This window comes from Enterobacter sp. Tr-810, assembly GCF_011752765.1.
Lineage (GTDB): Bacteria > Pseudomonadota > Gammaproteobacteria > Enterobacterales > Enterobacteriaceae > Enterobacter > Enterobacter soli.
This window is the reverse complement of record NZ_VWWW01000004.1, coordinates 344,016-363,383: the sequence shown is the minus strand read 5'-3', so window position 1 is coordinate 363,383 and position 19,368 is coordinate 344,016. Positions and strand designations below refer to the sequence as shown.

The 19,368-nt window shown below is 58.3% G+C and carries 9 protein-coding genes; 6 read left to right on the top strand and 3 right to left on the bottom strand.

Annotated elements, in window-relative coordinates; translation table 11 throughout:
- The first annotated feature begins 135 nt into the window (after window positions 1-135).
- Complete coding sequence (locus tag F3J30_RS14480) at window positions 136-711, top strand: YceI family protein (protein WP_166717682.1); 576 nt, start codon at window positions 136-138, stop codon at window positions 709-711.
- On the opposite strand, the gene F3J30_RS14475 is transcribed toward F3J30_RS14480, so the two are convergent.
- The 3 genes from F3J30_RS14475 to F3J30_RS14465 are packed head-to-tail and all read right to left on the bottom strand — an operon-like array spanning window position 691 to window position 2,549.
- Complete coding sequence (locus F3J30_RS14475; protein ID WP_166717681.1) at window positions 691-1,479, bottom strand: hypothetical protein; 789 nt, start codon at window positions 1,477-1,479, stop codon at window positions 691-693. The genes F3J30_RS14480 and F3J30_RS14475 overlap by 21 nt on opposite strands.
- Window positions 1,476-1,952, bottom strand: coding sequence for a sigma-70 family RNA polymerase sigma factor (locus tag F3J30_RS14470; RefSeq protein WP_211053274.1), 477 nt, complete (start codon window positions 1,950-1,952; stop codon window positions 1,476-1,478). Before F3J30_RS14470 ends, F3J30_RS14475 begins: the two co-directional genes overlap by 4 nt.
- Before the next feature lie 60 nt (window positions 1,953-2,012).
- Window positions 2,013-2,549: a tetratricopeptide repeat protein gene (locus F3J30_RS14465; RefSeq protein WP_041162273.1), complete on the bottom strand. Its 537-nt coding sequence runs from the start codon at window positions 2,547-2,549 to the stop codon at window positions 2,013-2,015.
- 686 nt (window positions 2,550-3,235) lie between these two features.
- On the opposite strand from F3J30_RS14465, the gene F3J30_RS14460 reads away from it, so the two are divergent.
- The 5 genes from F3J30_RS14460 to F3J30_RS14435 all read left to right on the top strand — a co-directional run bounded on the left by F3J30_RS14460 (window position 3,236) and on the right by F3J30_RS14435 (window position 19,348).
- Window positions 3,236-13,267, top strand: a complete 10,032-nt coding sequence (locus F3J30_RS14460) for a BapA/Bap/LapF family large adhesin (protein ID WP_166717680.1) — start codon at window positions 3,236-3,238, stop codon at window positions 13,265-13,267.
- Window positions 13,268-13,346: 79 nt separating this feature from the next.
- Entirely contained in the window at window positions 13,347-14,747 is a 1,401-nt protein-coding gene (locus tag F3J30_RS14455; RefSeq protein ID WP_166717679.1) for a TolC family outer membrane protein, read from the top strand.
- Complete coding sequence (locus F3J30_RS14450; RefSeq protein WP_166717678.1) at window positions 14,744-16,930, top strand: type I secretion system permease/ATPase; 2,187 nt, start codon at window positions 14,744-14,746, stop codon at window positions 16,928-16,930. Before F3J30_RS14455 ends, F3J30_RS14450 begins: the two co-directional genes overlap by 4 nt.
- A gap of 10 nt (window positions 16,931-16,940) precedes the next feature.
- Entirely contained in the window at window positions 16,941-18,110 is a 1,170-nt protein-coding gene (locus F3J30_RS14445) for an HlyD family type I secretion periplasmic adaptor subunit (protein ID WP_166717719.1), read from the top strand.
- Between the two features lie 800 nt (window positions 18,111-18,910).
- Window positions 18,911-19,348 carry a hypothetical protein gene (locus tag F3J30_RS14435; RefSeq protein ID WP_166717676.1) on the top strand — a complete coding sequence of 146 codons (438 nt, stop codon included), beginning with the start codon at window positions 18,911-18,913 and terminating at the stop codon, window positions 19,346-19,348.
- Window positions 19,349-19,368 lie beyond the last annotated feature (20 nt).

The window sequence follows — 19,368 nt, the reverse complement described above, 5'->3', positions numbered from 1 at the left end:
GTTCTTCATCCCCTGAAGAGAGGTACACGCCGCCTGAAAGTAGACCCGGCTTTTTATGCCAGGTTTGCTGCTGCGGGCTGAATAAAATCTCTGCTCCAGGCGTTAACACTATGCCGGATTGATGGAGAGCCTTGTATGACGCGTTTTGCCACCCTGTTGATTGTCATTTTATTCAGCCCGATGCTGCTTGCGGCACCCGTTCACTATGACATCGACCAGCAGAAAACAGGCATTGTGCTGTCGTGGCGTGCATTTGGCGGGATCCTTTCCCAGGCGTGGCTGAAGGACGTCACCGGAAAAGTCACCCTCGATCCTGATAACGAATTTAATGACCAGATCCAGGTGACGATCCCGGTGGCGACGCTGGTGGCGTCCAACAGCCTTCTCACCTGGCAGCTCAAAAGTAATATGTTTTTCGACGCCGCGCGCTACCCGACAATCGCCTTTATCAGCGACCGGGTCGTTTCCCTTCAGAAGGGGCATTTTCGGGTGTTTGGCGTGCTGGACGTGAGGGAGATACGTCGTCCGGTCATTCTGGACGTCGCGCTTGAAGAGCAATCTCCGTCGTCTTTGACGCTGAATGCCACCACCGCCATCTCGCGTTCGGCATTTGGTCTGGACCGCTTTGCGCTGGTTGTGGACGACCGCATTGCTATCGATATCAATATTGGCGCGCATCCGCAACCCGGGTCAGCCAATCACCCGCAGTAGCGCCTGCGCCGTTGCCTGGAGTTCGGAGGCCGGGTTTCGGCCAATCAGGACATACTGATACCCGCGATGATTCCACCAGGCAAGGTTCATGCTGTGCCGTTTTTCCTGTTTAACCGGCGTTGTATCCCCTATTTCCGTGGCGGAAATACACAGCGCCATCGGGCCATAATCGTGATGGAGCCAGGCAATCTGCGCAATCGAGGTGCTTTCGTAACGTAAAATACGCACCATCTTCAGTTCTGCCCCCGGCAGCATCAGCTGCTGTTCATTCAGTTGCAGCCCCAGATCCTGCGCGGTGCGGGCCAAACCACGTTTAAGCACCGGCGCGGCGCTGTCGGCGTCCACCAGCGTTTCGGTACTGTAAAGCGACATGTATTGCGCCTCCAGATCGCGGATCTGCGCACTCTCGTCACCCTCTCCCGACGTTGTTCGCACCAGATATCCCACGCCGGTTCCCAGCACCAAAAAGCTCAGCGATGCCGCAATCAACGCACGGCGGCTGACGCGTGCCTGCGGCGGTGGATTGGCGACCAGATGTGCCTCCAGCCGTTCCTGCATTCGGGCCAGCGGCGCTTCATCAAGTAACGGGGCAAACGCACGTTGATAATCCTGATGGCTTTTGCGTAATTCTTCCGTACGCCCGGCAAGCTGCTCATCATGTTGCAGATACTGTTCAAACTGACGCGCATCCTCGCTTTCCATCTCGCCATCCAGCCAGGTGACAATGGCATCGTCGTGATACGGGGGAGTAAAACGGGTCGCTTTCAAGAGCGTTTCTCCTTTGCAGTGGGCGGCAGGTCAAACGACTTCACCAGCGTCGCGCGCGCGGTGGCTAAACGGCTCATGATCGTGCCAACCGGCACCGCTAACGTCTCCGCGGCCTCCTGATAGGTAAAACCTTCGACATACACTAAAAACACGGTATTGCGCTGCGCCTCGGGAAGCGCATTCACCCGCTGCATAATTTGCCGGTAACGCAGGCTGTCATCGTTGCTTTCGCGGGTATCTGGCGCTTCCAGTTCATCGCTTTCCACAAACCCCTGTCCCTGACGGACACGGCGCGCGCGCAAATCGGACACCCATATCGAATGCAGAATAGAAAACAGCCACCTGTCGATGCGCGTACCCGGCGTAAACTGCGCGCTCTTTTCGAGCGCGCGCACGCAAGTGGACTGAACCAGCTCTTCGGCAATATCACGATTTCGCGACAACACCAGCCCGTAGCGCCACAGGCGCGTCAGGTGTGCTGCAAGCTGCTGGCGAACGTCACTGGTTGTGATTTTCTGCTCCTCCCACGGGACTCAGGACTCAGGGTGCCCGTTAATGGCGGCCTGCAAATCGCGATACTCTTCGCAGCTTTGGCCGCATATACCGGCAATAACTTTCAGCTGTTCTTTTGCGAGGTCAGGGCGACCTTTTACCATCCAGGCTTCGCCCAGGTATTCCCGGGCTTTGGCGTAGTTAGGCTCCAGGGCAAGCGAACGCTGGTAATAGCCAATCCCCTCATCCGTACGGCCAAGCTTACGTGTGGCGTAGCCCCGGTAGTTCCAGGCTTCTGCCGTATTGCTGTTTTTCAGGGTATCGAGCAGGTTCAGCGCCGCCTGATACTCGCCTTTTTTCGCCAGATGATAGGCATAGTTGGTTTTGTCCTGATCGCTCAGACTGCTGGTTTTATCAGGTACACATTTCTGGCTTACGCTGTCGTAGACCTGCCCGGACGGGCAATCAGGCGTTTTACTCTCAGTACTATTATTACCCATCGCCAGCGCAAGTGGGGATTGCAGGAAAAGCACCAGTGCTGAAACGGCCAGGTAACGAGTCGTGGTCAACGTGTTCATGTTCTGCTCCATGATGAATGCACAGTGGATGTTCATGCCGTTAACGCGCAGACTGGATTTTTTATTCATCATCGGGTGCATTTTTTTCAGCGGAAAAACGAAGCGGTACCCACAACAGGCAATGTGTATTTTTAATACATATTCATGCTAATTATGATTTAAAAAAATGTGCTAGCAGATTATATTTATCACGCCACTATACGATTAAATAATTTAAAACATAATATATCATATTCTCCCATTAATATAATGAGGCTTAAACATCTGTTAAGCTGCCGTTAAGTACTATATAAATAAAATAAGCCAGCATCACAAAAACAAGGCTCCCTATCGCAAATTCATCACTTTACCTCTAGAGCTATAACGGCATAAAACAAACATAACCAACTGATAGTTAATGATAAACATGTCACCATCATTATCCCCCTCATTCGACACTTATTCGCTGGCGCTAAATTTGCGCAATCGTCTTTTTATAGCTATATCCTTTTTACAGGCAATTAAATAATAACAACATTCATGAAAGGGCTTTACCGAAAAATAAATACTGAGAATATCGCCATCGACACCAAATAATATGTTTTACGCGCATAGCCACTCTTCAAACTGGCGGGCCTCGCTCGCTCTGAAGAAACCAAAAGAGAGTTGCTAATCCAAATAGCATCGCTGCCGGGAGCCGTTACCCTATGAGCAAAATATCTGTCATCTCAAAACTGACTGGCGTGGAGTCAACCACAGAAGGCGCTCAGGTCACTCTGACCCACTCTTCTGTCATTAAGCTTCACCTTGAGCGCTCCGATATTGATCACTTTGCCCGCAGTAGCAACGATCTGGTTATCACCCTGCACTCCGGTGAAACCATCACCATTAAAAACTTCTACGTTGCGGATGCGCAGGGACTTAGCCAGCTGGTACTTGAAGAAGATGGCGGCCTGCTGTGGTGGGTTGATGATCCTGCGGTGGTGCATTTCGAATCCATCGCCTCCACGGATGCGCTGCTTGCCGCGGCGGGTACTGAGTCCGCAACCGGTGGTGCCGTGTGGCCCTGGGTACTTGGCGGTGTGGCCGCGGCAGGGGGCATTGCCCTTGCCGCAGGTGGTGGTGGCGGCGGCGGTGGTGGCGGTCACAGTAGTGGCGGCAATGGCGGAAACCCTGGCACCGATCCAACAGATCCCACTACGCCTGTAGACCCGACCGATCCTGATACCACCGCCCCTGCGGCCCCGACGATCACCGGTGCCAGTGATAATGTTGGCTCAATTCAGGGGGCACTCTCTCGCGGTCAAAGCACCGATGATACGCGCCCTACCTTCAGCGGTGTGGCGGAAGCCGGCGCGAAGGTGACGATTTATGATAACGGTAAGGCCATCGGCACCGTGACTGCGGGCAGCGACGGTAAATGGCAATTCACCCCCTCTTCAGATTTGGGCGAAGGCGCGCACAGCATTACCTCAAAAGCCACCGATAGCGCGGGTAACACGGGTCCTGCGTCTCCGCCATTTACCGTGATAATAGATACCACACCACCCGCCACACCCGGCGTGCTGAGCGCCAGCGATCACACAACTTCCAGCGCCATCCCGATCCTGAGCGGCCAGTACACCCATGCTGGCAAGCCCGTGTTGAGCGGAAAAGGTGACCCGGGCGATACCATCACCCTGTATGACAAAGGGGTGAAAATTGGCGAAACCACGGTAGATGCGAAAGGTAACTGGAGCTTTACCCCAGGTAAGGCGCTTTCAGAAGGCGCGCACTCCTTGACGCTCACTGAAACCGATCCCGCCGGGAACACCAGCGGCATGTCCAAACCCCTGAGCTTTATTATCGACACTCAGCCACCTGCCACCCCGGTTGCGCAGATTAACGGCACGGGGGATCAGGTCACCGGCACGGCCGAAGCGGGCAGCATTGTGACCATCAAAAACAGCGCCGGAACGGTGATTGGGACTACCACCGCAGACGGGACTGGCCACTTCACGATTACGCTCTCTCCTGCCCTCACCAACGGTGAAAAGATATCGGTAATCGCCACTGACGAAGCCGGTAACCCGAGCGCCCCGGCAAGCCTGAATGCCCCGGACACCACACCACCGGCTATTCCTGATGGCGTCGCAGTATCTCAGGATGGTGCTCACGTTACCGGTACAGCCGAACCGGGCAGCACCATTATCGTGAAAGGGGAAAATGGCCAGCAAATTGGCACAGGAACCACCGACAATAACGGTCACTTCGACGTGACCATTTCCCCGCCGCAAAAAAACGGCGAGCTGCTGGACGTCACGGCAACTGACGGCGCAAACAACACCAGCCAGCCTGCCCATGCCACCGCGCCCGATACCACCCCACCGGCCGCGCCAACCGACCTGGATGTCTCATCAGATGGCACAGTGCTAACCGGTAAAGCGGAAGCGGGCAGCACCGTCACCGTGACCAACAGCACGGGCACCGTGGGAACCGCGCTGGTGGACGATCAGGGTAACTTTACAATCACGCTCAACCCGGCGCAAAACAACGGTGAAACCTTAACCGCGCGGGCAACCGACCCGGCAGGCAATACCGGCGATCCGGCCAGCACCGTTGCGCCCGACACGACACCGGCGCAAACGCCAGAGATCATCGGCGTGACCGATAACGTCGCTGACTTCACCGGCAGCGTGGCGAACGGCGGCATCACAAACGACAACCACCCTACCATCTACGGTAAAGGCGAAGCAGGCACCACGCTGGATCTGTACACCAACGGCAATAAAATTGGCTCGACGGTTATTTTGCCTGACGGGACCTGGAGCTTCCCGGCGGATGTGCATCTGGTGGAAGGCGGGAACGTCATTACGGCAAAAGCGGTAGACAGCAAAGGCCAGGAGAGCGGCTGGTCCGCCACCTGGAGCATCACCGTTGATACCCAGGCACCAAACACCCCTGTGATCAGTCAGGTGATTGACGATGCCGCGGCCAATACAGGGAACATTACCAGCGGGCAGCTCACCAACGACACCACCCCAACCTTTAACGGCACCGGGGAGGCCGGTGCAACCATTAACATAATGGAAAACGGCAATATCATTGGCACTGCGCTGGTTGCGCCAAACGGGTCATGGACATGGACACCGTCCGGTGCCTCTGCCTTCACCACCGGAACACACAACCTGAGTTTTGTGGCCGTGGATGCCGCGGGTAACCACAGCACCACCGCCGCCAGTTTTGTGCTTAACCTCTCAACGGTGGCCCCTGGCACACCGACAATTGATAACGTCACCGATGACGTGGGCAGCGTGAAAGGCCCGGTCACCAGCGGTAAGCCGACCGATGACACCCAGCCCCTTTTCGAAGGGAAAACGGATGTGGGTAGCACTGTTGCTATTTACGATGGCAACAAGTTCCTGGGTAACGCCACGGTCGACGCCTCCGGCAACTGGAGTTTTACGCCGTCTCTGCCGCTTGGCGAAGGGTCGCACAGCATTACGGCGGTCGCCACTAATGCCGCCGGGAACACAACCACCTCCAGCGCGTTTAACGTGGTGGTCGATACCATTGCGCCAGATGCCCCGTCCACCCCGGTGGTCACCGTAAACCCGGACGGCACGGACGTCATACTCCCGCCGGGGCAGCCAACCCGTGATACCACGCCGACCCTGAGCGGAACAGGCGAGAAAGGCGATGTGATCACCATCTACAACGGCAGCACACCGCTGGGTACTGCCGTGGTTGATGATAATGGCCACTGGAGCTGGACGCCTGCCACGCCGTTACCGAACGGAACCTACAACATTACCCTGACCGCCACCGACAAAGACGGCGCGGGCAACGAGAGCGCCGCCTCGCACGGGGCGACCATTATTATTGATACCGATCCGCCGGCCACGCCGTCGGCCCCGACCATTACCGATAACGTGGATGCCTTTACCGGGGTGATCGCCAACAACGGCACCACCAACGATCCGCGCCCGGTACTGAGCGGCACGGGTACAGCGGGCGATGTCATCACGATTTACGACGACTATAACGGCACCAAAAGTCCGATTGGCACGGCAACGGTCGATACCAACGGCAACTGGAGCTTCCAGCCATCAACGCTGGGCCAGGGGGATCACACCTTTAGCACCACCGCCAAAGACGAAGCCGGAAACGTCAGCGCGAGCGGCGCGCCGATTACCGTGACGGTCGATACCTTAGCGCCCGCACAGCCTTCCGATATCAGCATTAACGTGCAGGGCACGACGCTTTCCGGTACGGCCGAAGCAGGCTCTACGGTGGAAATCCGCGATGCCAACAACAACCTGATTGGCACCGGCACTGCCGATTCCAACAACCACTTCAGTATCACCCTGACCAGCCCACAGACGTCAGGGAATAACCTGACCGTGACCGCCGAAGACAAGGCCGGGAACACCAGCGATCCTGCCAGCTACCAGGTCACGGGCACCGTTCAGCCACCCACCATCGACACCATTATCGATGACGTTGGCACCCTGGTCGGTAACGTGAAAGGCAGTACTTCGGACGATACGCTGCCGGTACTGAACGGTACGGCTGCCGCAGGCAGCACCGTAAACCTGTACCAGGACGGGGTTCTCCTGACCAGCTTCACGTTGGGCGCCAGCCAGACGAGCTGGAGCTTCCAGCTGACCACGCCGCTTTCTAATGGCACACACAACTTTACCGCCACGGCCACGGTGGGTTCTGCCACCAGCGATCTCTCCGCCACCGCCAGCGTCACTATCGATCCGATTTCTGTGGGCATTCCGGTTATCGATGCCGTCACTGACAATGTTCCGCCTTACACCGGGCCGCTGACCAACGGGCAGTCCACTAACGACAACACCCCAACCCTGAGCGGTACCGCAGGCGTGGGTGATACCATCACCGTCTATGATAACGGGCTGCCGATCGGCATCGCGTTAGCCTTGGCAAATGGGGCATGGTCCTTCACCCCGGGTACGCAACTGGATGGGCTTCACACCTATACCATTACCGTGACTCACCTGGGCATTACCAGCCTGCCTTCCGATCCGTTTGCGGTGGTGATCGACACCACAGCACCGGCTAAACCGACGATTGATACCATCACCGACGACGTCCCGCTGAACGTGGGTGGCATCGACAAAAACGCGTCTACCAACGACACCACGCCAACCCTGAGCGGTAAAGCCGAAGCAGGCAGCACGGTGACCATCAGCGACAACGGCACGGTGCTGGGTACGGCGCTGGCCGACGTCAGCGGCAACTGGACCTTTACACCGTCGAAAGCGCTGGGAGACGGCCAGCACAGCTTCACGGTGGTGGCAACCGATCCGCTGGGCAACCAGAGTACGGCGTCGGACAACTACGACATTACCATCTCAACCACCGCGCCCGCGCAGCCAACGCTGGATGCAGTCTATGACGATGTGCCGGGAAGCGTGGGTAATCTCACTAACGGCCAGTTGACCAACGACAACCTGCCGACCCTGAGTGGTACGGGCAGCGAAGGCAATGTCATTCACATTCTGGATAACGGCGTGCAGATAGGCACAGCGATCGTGACCGGTGGCGTCTGGAGCTTTACCCCAACCACAGCGCTGGGTGATGGCGTGCATAACCTGCGTATTTATGCCAGTGACGACGCGGGTAACGTGTCCACCACCACGCCTGTTTTCGCCATCACCGTCGATGCCACAGCACCGGCCACACCTGCCGTCACCGGCGTGCTGGATGATGTCGGTTCGATTACCGGACAGATAGCGGCCAGCGGTCGCACCGATGACAACCGTCCGACCCTGAGCGGCACCGGGGATGCAGGCAGCACAATTCATATCAAGGATGGCGCAAACGAAATCGGCACCGCTGTGGTCACGGCGGGGGGCACATGGACCTTTACTCCGACCGCCAATCTGGCCGACGGGCTGCATAACCTGGTCATCACCGCCACCGACCCGGCCGGGAATACCAGCACCGGCAGCACAACCGTGACCTTCACGGTAGATACCAGCGCGCCTGTAGCTCCGATAATCTCAAGCGTCATCGACAACGTGGGCACGACGGTGACCCTGGGCAATGGCGATTCCACCAACGACACCACACCATCCTTTAGCGGCACCACGGAAGGCAACGCCCTGATCACCGTTTACGACAATGGCAAGCAGATTGGCCAGATCGCGGCAGACGGTACAGGGAGCTGGAATTACACCCCCGCCGCACTGGCAGAGGGCAGCCACAGCTTCACCTTCACCGCCACCGATGCGGTCGGAAACGTTGGCCCGGCTTCCCCACCGTATGTGCTGGTGGTTGACCTGACGCCACCTGCCGCACCGGCCATCACCCAGGCAGTGGATGATTTCGGCACCATTCAGGGGCCACTGGGCACCGGGCAGCTCACAGATGACGCGCAGCCTCTTCTGAAAGGCACCAGCGAGCCGCTCGCCACGGTCAACATCTATGACGGAGCCACGCTCATCGGTACGGCTAACGCCGATATCAACGGCAACTGGTCGTTGCAGCTGAGCAGCAACCTGAGCGAAACCACCCACAGCTTCACGGCACGGGCGGTCGATGCTGCCGGTAACATCAGCAACCCGTCTGCTCCGTTCCTGCTGACCGTCGATACCACGCCGCCCGCTCCGCCGGTTATCGTCACCGTGGCTGATGACGTAGGCCCGAACATTGGCAATCTCACCAACGGCCAACTGACAGATGACAACAAACCGACCCTGAGCGGCACGGCGGTGGCAGGCTCGGTGATCCGAATTTACGATGGCAGCACCCTGCTGGGCAGCGTAGTCGCCACCAACGGCAGCTGGAGCTTTACCCCAACCAGCCCGCTTACGGATGGTTCGCACACGCTCAGGGCCACCGCCAGCGATCCGGCAGGCAACGCCAGCGGTGATTCAAATACCTTCACCCTGGTGGTGGATGCGACCGCACCGAACGCGCCAGCCATTACCTCCATCGTGGACGATGTGGGCAGCATCACCGGGCCAGTGACCAGTACAACCCCGACCAACGACACGCAACCTACGCTGAACGGCACCGCAGAAGCCAACAGCGTGGTGAGAATTTACGATGGCACCACGCTTGTCGGCCAGGTTACCGCAGATGCAAACGGCAACTGGAGCCTGCCGCAAACTACCACCATCCTCAACGACGGGCAGCATAACTTTACGGTTACCGCCACGGATGCAGCGGGCAACACCAGTGCCGCATCCCCTGTCGCCTCTATTGTGGTGGATACCGTTGCGCCATTGGTGCCGGGCGGGCTGGCGGTGGTTAATGTCGGGACTCGCGTAACGGGTACAGCGGAAGCAGGCAGCACCGTGACCATTACCACCAGCGGCGGCACGGTGCTCGGCACCGCCACGGCGGACGGTAACGGCAACTTTACCGCCACCATCAACCCACCGCAGACCAATGGTGAAACGCTGCTGGCCTTTGCCACCGATAAAGCAGGCAACGTCGGGCTGTCTTCCCCGGTCATCGCACCGTTTACCACTCTGCCGGGCGCACCGGTCATCAACACCGTGACCGATGATTTCGGTACGGTGAAAGGCACGCTGAGTAACGGGCAGAGTACCGACGACACCACCCCAACGCTTGCGGGGACCGCGCAGCCAGGCTCAACGGTGACCCTGTTTAACAACGGGGTGTCGATGGGCACGGTGGTTGCGGACGTAAACGGTAGCTGGAGCTTTACCGCGCCCGCCCTGAGCGAAGGCACGCATACGTTCACGGCAACCGCCTCCAACGGCACCGGCACCGGCCCGGTTTCGGGCAGCATTGCTGTGGTCGTGGATACCACCGCACCAGGCATCCCGACCGGCACCTTTAACGCCGATGGCAGCGTGCTGACCGGCCAGGCCGAAGCGGGCAGCACGGTCACCATACGCCTGCCGGATGGCACCACCTACACGACGACCGCCAACGCCAGCGGTGTCTTCACTCTAACCTTTGCCAACAAGCAAACCGAAGGGGGAACACTGACGCTGAACGCGACCGATGCCGCAGGTAACACTTCACTGTCGGGGCAGGCCATCGCCCCTAACCTGCCGCTGTCTGCCGCGAATAACCTCGACGAGCTGAACTTCACCACCACGGCGACGGTGACCGATGCCCAGTACAGCGATTACGGGCTGCTGCTGGTGGGCGCAGTCGGCAACGTGCTCTCGCTGCTGGGGAACAACAGCGCGCAGGTCACCTTCAACATTGATCCGGGGGCGTCGGCCAATATCAGCATTAACGCCTACGGGACGGGCGCGGTGCTCAGCCTGCTTAACACCATGCAGATTGTGGTGCAGCACTGGGATGCCACCAACAACGTCTGGACCACGGTGGTGGACTCCGGGAATGGCAGCACGCTGAATCTGTTAACCCTCGGGGCAAACGGGGTTTCCCTGAACCTGACCGGGCTTTCTGAGGGGCAGTATCGGGTGCTGACCTACAATACCAGCCTGCTGGCAACCGGTGCTTACAGCAGCCTTGATGTTGACGTCACGCAAACCAGCGCGGGCACTATTGTCGGCACCAACCTGAACGTTGCGGGTAACGTGATCACCGACAACGATGCCGTCTCCGGCAGCGACAATGCACCATCCGGCACGCTGGTTACCCAGGTGACGAACGCGCAGGGCCAGACCATTGCGATCAATGCCACCGGCACCACCGTGGTTCACGGTCTGTACGGTGATTTGACCATCAGCGCCAACGGGACTTACACCTACACGCTGACCACCACCAGTGCCAGCGCCAACGGCCGCACGGAAAACTTCACCTACACCATCGCGCACAACGGATCTACCGCCAGCGCCCAGCTGGTGATTTCGCTCGGCACCAGCTCTGGCGCGACGGTCGCCCACGCCACGGCGGTGGATGACGCGGCAAGCTTCACCTTCGATACCAGCGTTCATGCCATCGACAACGGAACATCATCCCAGGGCGGGTTCACGGTGGTGGGTGTCGGGCTGGGGAATGTGCTCACCCTCGACGTGCTGAGCAACCTTAGCAACCCGATTATCTATAACGTCGATCAGGGCACCACCCGCACCATGACCTTGCAGGCAAGCGTTGGTGGGGTCGCCATCGGCTCGGTGTTTGACCTTTACGTCTATAAGTTCAACGCCGCGACCCAGACCTACCAGCAGTATCGTTACGATAAAAGCTGGCTGACCGCGCCGCTGCTGGGCGGCACATCCGGCAAGCTGACGCTGGATCTCCCGGCCGGGCAGTATCTGTTCCTGCTGAATACCGCATCGGGGATCACCGCCCTGACTGGCTACACCCTGAACGTGCTTGAGGATCACGTTTACACGGTGTCCAGCACCGACGGTTCCACCACCGGCAACGTGATGGCGGACGACATCCTGCCAACCGGCGTGACCGCCACGGTCACCGAGGTGAACGGCGTTCAGGTTAGCGCAACGGGCACCACAACCATTCAGGGGCTGTACGGCACGCTGACCATTGATTCGCAAGGTAACTACAGCTACACCCTGAAAGCCGGCACCGGGGCAGACAAAATCCGCACTCCGGATACCTTTGTCTACACCATTACCGACTCGACCGGGCACAAGGACAGCGCGTCGCTCAACATCACCCCAACGCCGCACGCGCTGGATGCCATCAATGATGTCAGCAAACTGGTGACCGTTGATGCCACACAGCACATCGCGGCCTGGAGCGATACCTCCGTCGGCAGCGCAAGCTGGACGGCGGCCCTGCTGAGTACCACCCGCGCCTCCGGCAGCGGCTCCTTTACCGTCGACCCGAATACCGCGCTGCACAACGTGGTGCTGCATTTTGACATCGCATCCTTGCTGCCGCTGGGCGGGTTAGGTGTCACCTGGTCGATTACCCTGCAAGGGGCTTCTACGCCGATTGCTTCCAACTCGTTTACCGGTGGCTCCACCACCATTAACCTGAGCGGGCTGGATCTGGATGCCGGGACATACATCCTGAACTTTACCGGTACGGCGGGGCCACTGGGTATAGGGGGGATCACTATCACGCCATACGTGACGGGCACCTCGGTGTTCCTCAATAACTTCGAAACCACCGCCGGGCACCTGGTGACGGGCAATATCTACGATGGTACGGATTCGCAAGGGGCGCTGGATCAGCTGGCATCGGTGAACACCCGTCTGAGCATCACCGGCTATGACGGTCATGTCACCACGCTTGATCCGTACACCACCAGCAACGCCAGCGCGTCGATTGTCGGGCATTACGGCACGCTCTCTATTGGCGTGGACGGCAGCTATACCTACACGCTGAACAGCGGGATCTCACTTGCCACCATGACCAGCAAGGAGGTCTTCAATTACACCCTGACCGCCGCCAACGGCCAGACCGATACCGCCTCGCTGACCATTAACCTGTCTCCGCAGATGACCAGCACCAACCACAACGACATCATGACCGGCAGTGCCTATGGCGACACGCTGATTTATCACGTGCTCGATACCACCACGGGCGCCGGAACCGGGGGCAACGGTACCGGCGATCACTGGACCAATTTCTCGGTATCGCAGGGGGATAAGATCGATATCGGCGATTTGCTGGTGGGCTGGAACGGCCAGACATCTACGCTCGGTAACTATGTGTCCGTCACCACCAGCGGAAGCAACACCGTGATTTCCATCGACCGCGACGGCACAGGAAGCGCCTACGCCAAAACCACACTGGTCACCCTGGATAATGTTCAGACCACCTTCGACGAGCTTGTGAATCAGCACCACAACATCATTACCTGACAGCAGCGAATAATGACCCGGGCGCTCGCCGCCCGGGCATAGACAACATAAAGCGGTACTTTTTTATTAGGGACAAGACATGAGAAAAAGATGGCCTCGCTGGTGGCTCTCGTGCTGCCTGTTTTCTGTACCCGTGTTGCCTGCTCAGGCGGTGGTGATCAACGCCGAACAGCTGAGTGCTGAGCAGGAACTTCCCTCTCTTGAAGGCCGTGTTGCGCTTCCGGCCAGCAAAACGCCGCCGGGCGTATTGAACCTGGATGATGCCGTCGTTCGTGCCGTAAGCTGGCATCCGGCCATCAGCGAAGCGGTGGGAAAACTCTTCCAGCAATCAGAACAGGTCGATGTCGCCAAATCGAAATACTATCCGCAGGTTAACGCCGGGATGGATAACGGCTACACGCATAATGGCAGTGATTCCGGTTTTACCCCTTCTCTGGTGCTCTCTCTTTCGCAAATGCTGTATGACTTCGGCAAAGTGGCAAGTCAGGTGCGTGCCGAAAACGCCGGAGTCGCACAGCAGCAGGCCAATGTGCTGGTCAGTATCGATACCATTGCCCACGACACGGCTACTGCAATGGTGCAGGTTCAGACCTGGCAACAGATGGTTGAAACCGCCAGAGAGCAGCTGGATGCCCTGAATGCAATCGGCAAGCTCACCCGCCAGCGTAACGACGAAGGGGCGACGTCGCTCTCAGACGTGGTGCAAACCGATGCCCGTGTTGAAGGCGCACGCGCACAGCTGATGCAATATCAGGCCAACCTGGACAGCTCGCGCGCCACGCTGATGAGCAACCTCGGCTGGAATAGCCTGGGCGCCATCAGCAACGATTTCCCGGACAAAATGAAACGCAGCTGCGACATCGCCGAGCCTGACGACCGGCTGGTGCCTGCGGTGCTGGCGGCCTGGGCGCAGGCGAATATCGCGCAGGCCAACCTGGACTACGCCAACGCCCAGATGACCCCGACCGTCTCGCTGGAGCCGGAAGTTCGCCACTATCTGAATGACAACTATGCGGGACACGGTTCGCTGGATCGTACTCAGTATTCCGCGTGGGTCAAAGTCGAGATGCCGCTCTATCAGGGCGGCGGGTTAACCGCGCGGCGCAATGCAGCCGGACACGCGGTCGAAGCGGCGCAGTCCACCATTCAGCGCACGCGGCTGGACGTCAGACAAAAACTGCTGGAGTCTCGCAGCCAGGTAATGAGCCTGCTGAGCACATTGCAGATCCAGTCTCGTCAGGAAACGCTCAGCGTGCGCACCCGCGAGCTCTACCAGCAACAGTATCTTGAGCTTGGCTCACGCCCGCTGCTGGACGTGCTAAACGCCGAACAAGAGGTCTATCAGGCGCGTTTTACCCAGCAGCAAACGCTCGGCCAGTTGCATCAGCTCCAGCTGAACTGCCTGTACAACACGGGCCGTATGCGCCATGCCTTCAGCCTGGATAACCGCACGATCCAGTCCGTGGAGATCCAGCCATGAAACACATCGACCCATCGCAAAACGAACCGATTACGGATCAGGCCCTGACGCACTGGGCCCAGGCATTTAGCCATGTTGCCGATCACTACCGGGTAGCTTGTTCTCCCGGCGCGCTGGTAGCGGACGCTCCGTGGCTCAGCGGCAAACCGATGATCAATGCCCTCACCCTGCTGGCGCGCGAAGCCGGGCTTTCGTTCCAGCTTTTGCACTCCACGCAGGACGCCATCAACAGCTGGCGTTTGCCGCTGGTGGTTGAGCTAAAAGAGGGCAAGATTGGCGTGATTGAATATTTTGACGGCGAAGACACGCTGGAGATCTGTTTTATCGACAGCACGGCGCAAACTAACCGCCTTTCCCTTCAGGCGCTGCTGCCTGCCATTCACCATGTTGCCGCCCTGCGCCCGCTGGCGGCCTTAAAAGACAGCCGCGTGGATGCCTATATTTCGAAGTATCGCCCCGACTGGCTCTACCGGCTGGTGATGCGCGACCTGCGCCCCTACACCTGGGTGATGCTGGCGGCTCTCTTTATCAACCTGTTATCGCTTTCTGGCGTGGTCTTTTCGATGCAGGTGTATGACCGGGTGATCCCCGCCCAGTCGTACCCCACTCTGTATGTGCTGACGATTGGCGTGCTGATTGCCACCCTGTTTGGCTTTGTGCTGCGTATCGCCCGGGGGCACATTATGGATCTGCTGGGCAAACGTGCCGATTTACGCGTTTCAGACCGGGTCTTCGGCCACGCCCTGCGCCTGCGTAACAGCGCAGTTCCTCGCTCCACCGGCAGTTTTATTTCGCAGTTGCGCGAGCTGGAGCAGATCCGCGAAATGGTCACCTCGTCGACCATCTCCACCATTGTCGACCTGCCCTTCTTCCTGCTGTTTGTGGTGGTGCTGGCGATCATCGCCCCGCCGCTGGCGTGGATTGCCCCGGTCGCCGCCGTGCTGATGGTATTGCCCGGCATTTTGTTGCAGAAAAAGTTAGCGGCACTGGCAAAACAATCGGCCCATGAATCCACCCTGCGCAATGCGGTACTGGTCGAGAGCGTTCAGGGGCTGGAGGACATCAAGCTGATGCAGGCGGAAAACCGCTTCCTGCAACAGTGGAACAGCTACATCCAGATCACCGCAGAATCAGGTCTGCGCACCCGCGAGCTGAGCCAGGGGCTGATCAACTGGGGGATGACGATCCAGAGCCTGGTCTACGCCGGGGTGATCGTCTTTGGCGCACCGATGGTTATCGAAGGCTCCTTAACCACAGGTTCCGTGGTTGCCGCCTCGATGCTGGCCTCGCGCATGATTGCGCCGATGGCAACGCTGTGCGGCGTGCTGGCGCGCTGGCAGCAGGTGAAAGCTGCCAAAGAGGGCCTGGACAGCATCATGCAGTTGCCCACCGAAAACCTGCGAGAAGACACCCCAATTCGCCAGGATGTTCTGCGCGGGCACTATCTATTCGATCAGGCGCAGTTTCGCTACCACCCGGAAGATCCGCGCATGGCGCTGCGCATCAACCGGCTGGAGATCAAACCCGGGGAGAGCATCGCAATCCTCGGGCGCAATGGCGCGGGTAAATCGACGCTGCTACAGGCGCTGGCAGGCGGTATGGAACTGGCCAGTGGCGAGCTGCGGCTGGACAACCTCAGCCTGCCGCATCTGGACGTGGCCGACCTGCGGCGTAACGTGGGCTTTATGACCCAGAATGCGCGGTTATTCCACGGTACGCTGCGCGAGAACATCACGCTGGGGATGCCACGCGCCACCGATGAAGAGATTATTAATGTGCTGGAGATGTGCGGTGCGGCAAGCTTTGTGCAGAAGCTGCCAAAAGGGCTGGACTACCCGATCATGGAAAATGGCGTGGGACTATCTGGCGGTCAGCGGCAGTCCATTTTGCTGGCGCGAATGCTCCTGCGCGATCCCAATATCGTCCTGCTTGATGAACCCACCGCCTCCCTCGATGAACATACCGAACGCGAGTTTATTCAGCACCTGAGCCAGTGGCTGGGCAACCGCACGCTGGTTGTTGCCACGCACCGTGTGCCCGTACTGGAACTGGTTGAGCGCGTGGTGGTGCTGAAAGAAGGGATGCTGGTCATGGATGCGCCGAAAGCGCAGGCCCTCAACAACAGCCGAATGCAGCAACAGGCGAACGGACGGGAGTGGAAAAATGAAAACCAGTCAGCATGATGCCGCAACGATGGATGATCTGGACAATACGCTTGATTCGGAAAGCGGCTATTCCGGTGCGCGGCGCATTGTACTGTGGACACTCCTGCTGTTTATCGTCACCGGCGTGTGGGCATGGTTCGGGATGCTGGATGAAGTCTCTACCGGAACCGGCAAAGTGATCCCAAGCTCTCGCGAGCAGGTGTTACAGTCGCTCGATGGCGGGATCCTGGCCGGTCTGAGCGTGCATGAAGGGGATCAGGTTCAGGCGGGCCAGGTACTGGCAAGGCTCGACCCGACCCGTTCTGAGTCCAACGTGGGGGAAAGCGCTGCCCGCTACCGCGCCTCGCTGGCGTCCAGCGTGCGGTTAACCGCAGAAGTTAACGATCTGCCGCTGGTTTTTCCTGAATCATTAAAAGCCTGGCCCGACCTTCTCGCCACCGAAACCCATCTCTACAAATCCCGCCGCGCACAGCTTGAAGACACCGTGCGCGAACTGAACTCGGCGCTGAGTCTGGCGAATAAAGAGCTGGCGATAACGGAGCGTCTGGTAAAAACCGGCGCCGCCAGCCACGTTGAAGTGCTGCGCCTTCAGCGGCAGAAAAGCGACCTGGAACTGAAGCTGACAGACGTACGCTCGCAGTATTACGTGCAGGCGCGCGAGGCGCTGTCAAAAGCCAATGCCGAAGTGGACATGCTCTCCGCCATTCTTAAAGGGCGTGAGGATTCCGTTACCCGTCTGACGGTACGCTCCCCGGTTCGCGGCATTGTGAAAAACATCAAAGTCACGACCATCGGCGGCGTGATCCCGCCAAACGGCGAGCTGATGGAGATTGTCCCGGTGGACGATCATCTGCTGATTGAAACCCGACTCTCGCCGCGTGACATCGCCTTTATTCACCCCGGGCAAAAAGCACTGGTGAAGATAACCGCCTATGACTACGCCATTTACGGTGGTTTGCACGGGGTGGTGGAAACCATCTCCCCGGACACCATTCAGGACGAAGCCAAACCGGAAGTGTTTTATTACCGGGTGTTTATCCGCACCAGCCAGGATTTTCTGGTCAATAAAGCGGGAAGGCATTTTTCGATTGTGCCAGGGATGATCGCCACGGTGGATATCAAAACCGGCGAAAAAACCGTGCTGGATTATATGATTAAGCCGTTTAACCGGGCGAAAGAGGCGTTGAGAGAGCGGTGATTTTGGTTTTCTCCCTCTCCCTGTGAGGAGAAGTCATACGAGCACGGACGGCTCCCTCTCCTCTTTGGGGAGAGGGCTGGGGTGAGGGGGAACATACAGCTCAGGTGGTCATTCCGTTCACTTTACGTTCCTTGCTACTCTGTCAGCACTTTACACGTGAACGTGCCAGGGTAGCTCACCGCCGCTACCCTGGCGACCCGGGCTCCCGGCAAGAAAATCGCCGCTTCGCGGTGACCCTCAGCGTTTGCTCCAGGCTAATCGGGGACGGGCGGATGAAACGTCCCTGTAAAGCCGCCCTCGCCGCGCATCCATGCGCGTCGCCCCGGCCTTCCGTAAACGCTTCGGCGATTTTCAGCCGGACCATGGCATCGCGGTAATCCTTTTATTTCAATGGCGTAATATCATCGCTGGGTAAAGACAAAAATGACTGAGGAACCCTCAGCCCTGTGGTTGAGGGCAACAGACCGCAGGTATTTGCAACGTCATACATCTTTTCTGAAGCCGCCTCGCAGGTTTCAACTTCTCCTGTCTCACCCTCTTTTTCGTAAGGTTATTCGAGCGTATGTTTCTTCCACGCCAGCAAAATCTGGCGTCGGGATTGGCATCCTGGTTAAACTTAATGGTGGCGCGGACTTTTTTGCGCCATGCGTCTGGTTACATCTCAATGGTGGGCTGGACGGGGGCGTCGCAAGACGCGCCGGTATCCATTAAGGCCGGTAATGCCAACTCCGTTCAGTCCTGCCACCCTGGAAATTGGCATTTCCGGTGGCGGTAAAACATCACTTAATGGATTAAACATCATGAATACCAGTAACGCGCTTTTCACTACCCCATTCGATCACAACACCAACTTCATCGACCTTGCCGACAACTGCGAACGGTTTTGCGAGGCTCTGGTAGAAGAAACCGATCCCGCAAGAAAAATGGCTCTTTGTGGCCGTCTTGCCACCAGCCTCGCCCTGCTCCGCCCCATGCTGCTGGAGCCGGTTCCTGAATATTTACAGGAACGTCTTACCGTGGATGCTTTTCCCTTCATTCGCCCCCAATTTGCCCCTGAGCCAGATCAGCACTGCCGTTACTGCGAAGAGATCACTCAATTGCTCATTAGCGGCGTACTTGCACCCGAAGCCGCGCGCGTCATGGGGGATTTACTGTTTGAACTGACCGGATATTTTGCCGATCAACTGAAAGAACCTCGCTGGCTGAGAACGGACGCTGGCGTGGCATTGCTGGGTTAAATGTAAAAGCCGGGTGGCGG